This is a genomic window from Mesorhizobium sp. M4B.F.Ca.ET.089.01.1.1, from assembly GCF_004022605.1.
Classification (GTDB): Bacteria; Pseudomonadota; Alphaproteobacteria; order Rhizobiales; family Rhizobiaceae; genus Mesorhizobium; species Mesorhizobium abyssinicae.
In genome coordinates this window covers 1-5,848 of record NZ_RZOS01000368.1, presented here as the reverse complement: position 1 = coordinate 5,848, position 5,848 = coordinate 1, and the positions used below count along the sequence as shown (strand labels likewise).

The 5,848-nt window shown below is 60.7% G+C and carries 4 protein-coding genes and 1 pseudogene; 2 read left to right on the top strand and 3 right to left on the bottom strand.

Translation table 11 applies throughout. The annotated features are described in order from the left end of the window. Window positions 1-900: pseudogene (locus tag EN780_RS38955) on the bottom strand (hypothetical protein); the annotation flags it as partial. A gap of 615 nt (window positions 901-1,515) precedes the next feature. On the opposite strand from EN780_RS38955, the gene EN780_RS25875 reads away from it, so the two are divergent. Together EN780_RS25875 and EN780_RS25870 are read left to right on the top strand one after the other, a co-directional pair. Further along, window positions 1,516-2,286 (top strand): response regulator transcription factor, encoded by a 771-nt coding sequence (locus EN780_RS25875; protein ID WP_245500141.1) that lies wholly within the window; start codon window positions 1,516-1,518, stop codon window positions 2,284-2,286. A gap of 7 nt (window positions 2,287-2,293) precedes the next feature. Beyond that, complete coding sequence (locus tag EN780_RS25870) at window positions 2,294-2,776, top strand: hypothetical protein (RefSeq protein ID WP_127308976.1); 483 nt, start codon at window positions 2,294-2,296, stop codon at window positions 2,774-2,776. A gap of 6 nt (window positions 2,777-2,782) precedes the next feature. Here the strand turns inward: EN780_RS25870 and EN780_RS25865 are convergent, their stop codons facing one another. Then, the gene (locus EN780_RS25865; protein WP_128275709.1) at window positions 2,783-4,405 is read right to left on the bottom strand and encodes a GNAT family N-acetyltransferase; all 1,623 of its coding nucleotides are present in this window, start codon (window positions 4,403-4,405) and stop codon (window positions 2,783-2,785) included. Window positions 4,406-4,618: 213 nt separating this feature from the next. Next, window positions 4,619-5,122, bottom strand: a complete 504-nt coding sequence (locus tag EN780_RS25860; RefSeq protein ID WP_245500142.1) for a transglutaminase-like cysteine peptidase — start codon at window positions 5,120-5,122, stop codon at window positions 4,619-4,621. Window positions 5,123-5,848 lie beyond the last annotated feature (726 nt).

The following is a 5,848-nucleotide window of genomic DNA, read 5'->3' as shown; positions in this document are numbered from 1 at the left end:
GCCCTTGGCGTCGCCGCCATCGCCGTAGCCGCCCTTGGCGTCGCCGCTATCGCCGTCGCCTGCCTTGGCGTCGCCGGCGTCGGCCTTGTTGTCGCTCTTGGAGTCGCCGCCGATGGCCGCGCTGAGCGCCAGGCCGCCCTTGCCGTCGCCGGCCTCGACGTCGCCGGACTTGGCGTCGCCGCCATTGCCGCCTTCGCCGCCATTGGCCTTGGCGTCATCGCCGCCGCTGCCGCCGCCGCCGCCGGCCGAGATGCCGTCGCCGGCTTCGGAATTGCCGCCCTTGGCGTTCAGATCAAGCTTGAAATCGGCGTCGTTCTTGACGGTCGCGTTGTCCAGCTTGTCGTTGTCATACATGTTCAGGGTCTGGTTGATGATCGACGCGGTGTTGGTTCCGGCGCCGGTCATCGAATTGTTCAGGATGTCCTTGAAGGTGACGTCGTCGCCAGGATCATAAGTGACGTTGCCGTCCTTGTTGTTGATCATGGTGTCGATTTTCATGTCGCCGTTGGCATAGATGTCGGCGAAGTCGTCATCCGAGTTCCCGAGCTCGCCCTCGAGCTTGACGCCAACGTCGACGTCGACATCGACCTTGGTCTCGTTGACGTTCTTGTTCTCGTTCGAGTTCTCGTTCTTGGACTCGTTCGAGTTCTTGTTCTCATTCTCGTTCGAGGCCTTGTTCTCGTTCTCGTTCGAGGACTTGCTCTCGTTCTGGTTCTCGTTTTCGCTCTTGTTTTCGTTCTCGTTCGAAGCCTTGTTTTCGTTCTCGTTTTCGTTCTTGGCGTCGTTCGTGTTGTGGTTCGTGTTTTCGTTCTCGCCACCGCCGTCACCGATATCGAATTCGCTGTCGACGATCTGCAAGCCGAATGCATTGATATTATTCTTGTCGAGGTCGAGAGACATGATCGTGTCCTCTGTTGAGGCCGCGACCGCCGAACCGCATTCTTCTCTTACGCGGTTATTGGCCGTACGCGGACGTTGCGTCTAATGCGGTGAACGGATTCTCGGACCGAGGGGACTGAGGTCCGAAACCCGGCATTCGTCATTTGTTTGCTTGAATACCTCCCTTTGACTCCGGGAGAGGCGGCCCAGCCAAGGCAACACCCATCGAGCGCCGGATCAGCACTGATCCGGTCGTTCAAACAGGGGAGACCTGGATGTTCCCCAATCCCGCATGGAACCCGGGAAGTTTGTGGCCACGGGGATGTGATTGTAAGCTGACAGTTCGGCCTAGCCCGTCCGGCCGGGCTGTGGCGGAGGTGGCCAACAGGGGCAAAATGGCCGGATTTCGCCGCGAATCGAGGTCAAAACGGCCCTGTCGGGACCAGCTGATCGGCGGCGAGATCGGTAAAATCAGCTATAGCTCGTCCGAACTATATCAGCGGCGCCTAATTTGGTGTATAAGTCATTAAGGCTAGCTGTTCGTGGGGTGGAGGCCCCCAACATCGCAGAAGGGAAAAGAACGAAAAATCGACAGTCTTGGTCTAGGGTGGGGTGGCAACCATGTCCAGAGTCAATTTGCGCAGCACCGTGGGTAGCGGTGCGGGAGACAGTTGGGCGCGCAGAATTCTTCTAACTGTTTCGTCTGAAGACAGCTTTCCGGAATGTCTCGTCTACGCAATCGAGAGGGAGTTTCCCTCCATCGTCGTGGAACAGGCTACAAGCCTGGACGCGGCCTGCGACACATTCGAGCATCCTGTTTGCCTGATCCTTATCGACACTGAATTCCTGCAGGATATCGATACGCATGCGGCTGCTTTCATGCGGTGCCATCCATCGGCGCCGATCGTGCTGGTACAGCACGACAGCCGCGTTCCTGTTTCCATCCAGGACGTTCTCGATTTGAAGATCGTGCGCAGCGTCCTGCCCATGGATCTGAAGCTGGACGTCTGGCTTTCGGTCATCAGGCTCATGCTTCGCGGCGCCGAATACTTCCCGCTGGCGATGTTCCAGTCCTTCGCCAAGGGCCTTTCGGACCGGGCTCCGGATCATTCGCTGCAGATCGAGCAATCGGCGACGGACCGCGCGGGTTTCGACGAGATGGGTGAATTGACCGAGCGCGAGTTTCAGATTCTCGAAATGGTAGCGCGCGGTTTGCAGAACAAGATCATCGCGGCGACCCTCCGGCTGTCCGAGCATACGGTCAAGATCCATCTGCACAACATCATCACCAAGCTCGGAGCCCACAACAGGACCGAAGCGGCCGCCGTCTTTCATGCGCGCAAGGATACCTTTTACGGCGGCATGGATCGGTCGAGACAGCCGGGCATCAGCCAGTCCTCGGCATGAGGCGGCGATGCCCCGCTTTCAGGAGATACTGCTCCTCGTTGGCCAGTTGAACTATACATGGACCAACACCGAAAGCCTGCTGATCTATCTGATTGCCGGCCTGGCGAAGGTGGACAAGGAAACGGCGATCATCATCTTTCTGACGCTGAACACGACGCGTGCCCGTATCGAGCTGGTCGAACGGCTGGCCAAGATGCCGAAGACGGCGGCGGATTGCCGCCAGGCGGTGCTGACCGTCACCGGCAAGCTCACGCGCCAGGCAAAGCTGCGCAACAAATACAGCCATTGCATCTATTCATTCGACGAGAGCGGATCGCACGGAAGCACGCAGCTGATGCGCATCGTCGACGGCAAGGACGACGTCAAATACGGGAAGATTGAAGCGCTCGATGACAAGGAGATGGGCAGGATCCACGATTCCATCGAGGACATCAGGGCCATAAACAAGGACATATGGTCCATCGTCGTGGACAATTCGTTCCCCAGATGAGGGCTGCTACCGGGTGAGGCTCGCGGCGGGCTGGAGGCTTCTCACCAAAGCGGCGCGAAGGGCCAGCGCCTGGCTGTGGCTCGGCTCCAGTTCAATGCAATTGTCCAAGCTTGCGAGCGCGTCCTCGATGCGGTCGAGCCTTGCCAGCGCGAGGCCGCGATTGTAGTGCCCGGCAGAGACGTCGGGCCTGATCTCGATCGCCTGGTTGATCTGCTGTTCCGCCTCGCCGTATCTGCGCTGCTGAAGGAAGATCACGCCGAGCAAATAGCGGACGTCGAAGTGCCTGGGCTCGACGTCCAGGATCTCGCGATAGATCTTTTCGGCCTCGGCCAGGTTTCCGGCCTGGTGCAAACGGGCGGCCACACTGAGCGTCTGCGGCAGCAGCGCTCGTCGCGCGGCATCCAGCTGGTCGAGCAGCTGACGTGCTCCGGAATGGGATCGGTCGGCGCTCAGGATCTGTCTGCAGGCGCGAACGGCCCCGTCGAGGTCGCCCGCCTGATGCAGTGCTTTTGCCCGCGCAAGCACGACGGGCAGGCTTCGCCTCTCCAGGCCGTCGCGCAGATTGCGGCGCGTGGCGGTGCTCACGAGCAGGCATTCGACCTTTCGCTCGAGGCCGCCGAAATCATACTTGTAGGCGAAGTCCCCGGTCTGCAGGTCATAGACGGCAAAGCCGTTCTCAATGGCCCAGCGTATGCTGTAGAGATGAAGCGCGAACCCGGGCGCCGGCTTCCTGACGCTGAGGTCGCGTCCGTTGAGCATGCCGATCAGGGACCGGTTCTTGCGATCGATCAGCGTGGCCTGGACGCCGATCGGGTTCTCGCCCTGCCAAAGCACGGGCAGGTAAAGGGCATCGTCCTCGAAGGCGCATCGCAGCATGTTGCGGAAATTGTTGATCATCGCCTTGGGCAGGCCAGGGTGATATCGCGCCGCCAGCTTGGCGCCCCACTGGTTTTCCCAGAACTGAAGCAGGATCTGCAGGTCGCGTTCCAATGTCGCGGCGGTAACATCTGTCACACGGTACTCGGCCGCATCGTCGATCGCCCGCAGCGTGCGCCGCGCGGTCTTGCGTGTCGCCGCGCCCAGCCTGCCGTTGAGGAAATCTTCCCAGTCGCCGGGCAGGTTCACATAGACATAGATGTCATGATCGACGCCATCTCCGTCGTCCGGTCGCCTGACCTTGCCGGTCAGGAATGCCGGGGCGGAAAACTCGCTCAGAAAACCGTTCAGCCGCCGCGGCGACATAAAGATGTTCTCGAGATGCAGCTTGGCCCAGTTCTGCTGCTTCACCGTTTCGGCGAACGCGACGATGACGTCGTCCTGAACATCGGGATTGCAGAGGAAGCCGCTGTATCCAGCGAAATAGCCGCCCCCGGTCCTCAGTTCGTTGTGGAATGCGCCGTCCCTGGCCCTTTCGGTTCGAAGCTGAAGCGGAAAGAACCCGACATAGTCGGATGAATCATCTTCCCTTGCAGCCAGAACGAGCCATTGATAGCGAAGCCGCTTGAACCAGCCTGCTATCCACGGCCACGACATGAAGTACTGAGCTTCGGGATCCGCCGCATAGACAGCATCCCAGTTGCTTCTCAGTTGGACGAGCGTGTCGAAGCCGTCGATAACATCCACGCGCATGGCGCCGACCTTTGCTCCAGGAGCGTCGGTAAACGGGCAATGATCCTGGTATCAGCTGTTCCCCCAGTCCCTGGGCCTGGCCAGGGAGCGAGCTGTGATGATCCCATGGCGGGGACCAGCCTTGCAAGACAATCAAAGGATTGAGTGAGCGCGGGACGCGACCTGATTTGTCCCGCCAGGCACATCCGCAGGCCGCGTGGGGCGAGGATCTGGCTAGGATTCGATCCGCATCCACTTGCCGCTTTGCGACTGGGATTGGCGAGCGAAATAACGATAGGAGGTCTGCGACCAGTTCCTGACGGCTCCGCTGCGATTGTCGAGGATGAGGTCACCCTTGTCCGTGCGGACGGTGAGAACCGTATGGCCGGCGCCGCCGAGGGTCGCCACCGTCAGCAGCAAGGCCGAAGCCGGCCAGCCGCGTTTCATCAGTTCGCTTTTCTTGAGGATTGCGAAATCCTCGCAATCGCCTTCCCGGGTCGGGATACGCCAGTCGTCGGCACTGCCGGAAGCAGAGTCGTTGCGGGCCATGATCCTGGCATTGACGGAACTGTTCACCGCCTGCAGCTCGGCCATGCGGCGATCGGTAAGCTTCACCTCTCTGACGTGTCCGGTCGGACTGCAGTATCTCGGCTGCCTTGCGCAGAAGGTGCGCGCGGCCGGCGGCGCAAATGCATAGCCCGCCGTGTCCATCATGGCCGAACTGTCGGAAGTGTGCATGGTTTCGCTGCAGCCGGCCAAAGCCATGGCCGCGGCGACAAGCGCCACGAAACGTATCACGTTCATCCCCTCGAACTAGCTCGAATGATCAAGGCGATGATGATGTTCGCGGAACCAGGTAAATCAACCCTGCCGGATAGTGTTTGCACAGATTCTAAAACAATGTATGCTTAACAAATTGTTTCCGATGGTCGGAAACTTTGACATAGCGCCCAGTTTGGGGACGGGAGCGCCTTTTTTCCCTTCTTGGAGGAAGAAATGCACCTGTACCCAACCTGCGCGAGCAGGGCTCGCGCACTTTTGCTTGTGTCATCCGCTCTTGCAGCGGTGAATCTGACAATACCCGCATCGGCACAAAACAGCGTTCGGCCGCGTATGACGGCCGCACAATGCCAGCCGCTGACGGAATCCAACTACGCGCTCTGCTGCATTGCGAGCAATCGCGGAAGCATCCTGACGCGAGCACAAATCGCAATGTGCCCGCCGATCACGACCGCCCTTATCGCAGCCACCGTTGCCAGTGACGGTGAAGGCGGCGGCTCTGGCGGCGGCGGCGGTGGTGGCGGCTCTGGCGGCGGCGGTGATGGCGGTGGCAACGGCGGCGGCGATGGCGGCGGCGACGGCGGTGGCAACGGCGGCGGCGATGGCGGCGGTAATGGCGGCGGTGATGGCGGCGGCAACGGCGGGGGGGGGGGGGGGGCCGGGGGGGGGGGGGGGGGGGGGGGG

Coding starts and splice junctions, on each gene's coding strand:
- EN780_RS25870 (WP_127308976.1), top strand. CDS start 2,294: ATGCCCCGCTTTCAGGAGATACTGCTCCTCGTTGGCCAGTTGAACTAT.
- EN780_RS25860 (WP_245500142.1), bottom strand. CDS start 5,122: ATGCACACTTCCGACAGTTCGGCCATGATGGACACGGCGGGCTATGCA.
- EN780_RS25865 (WP_128275709.1), bottom strand. CDS start 4,405: ATGCGCGTGGATGTTATCGACGGCTTCGACACGCTCGTCCAACTGAGA.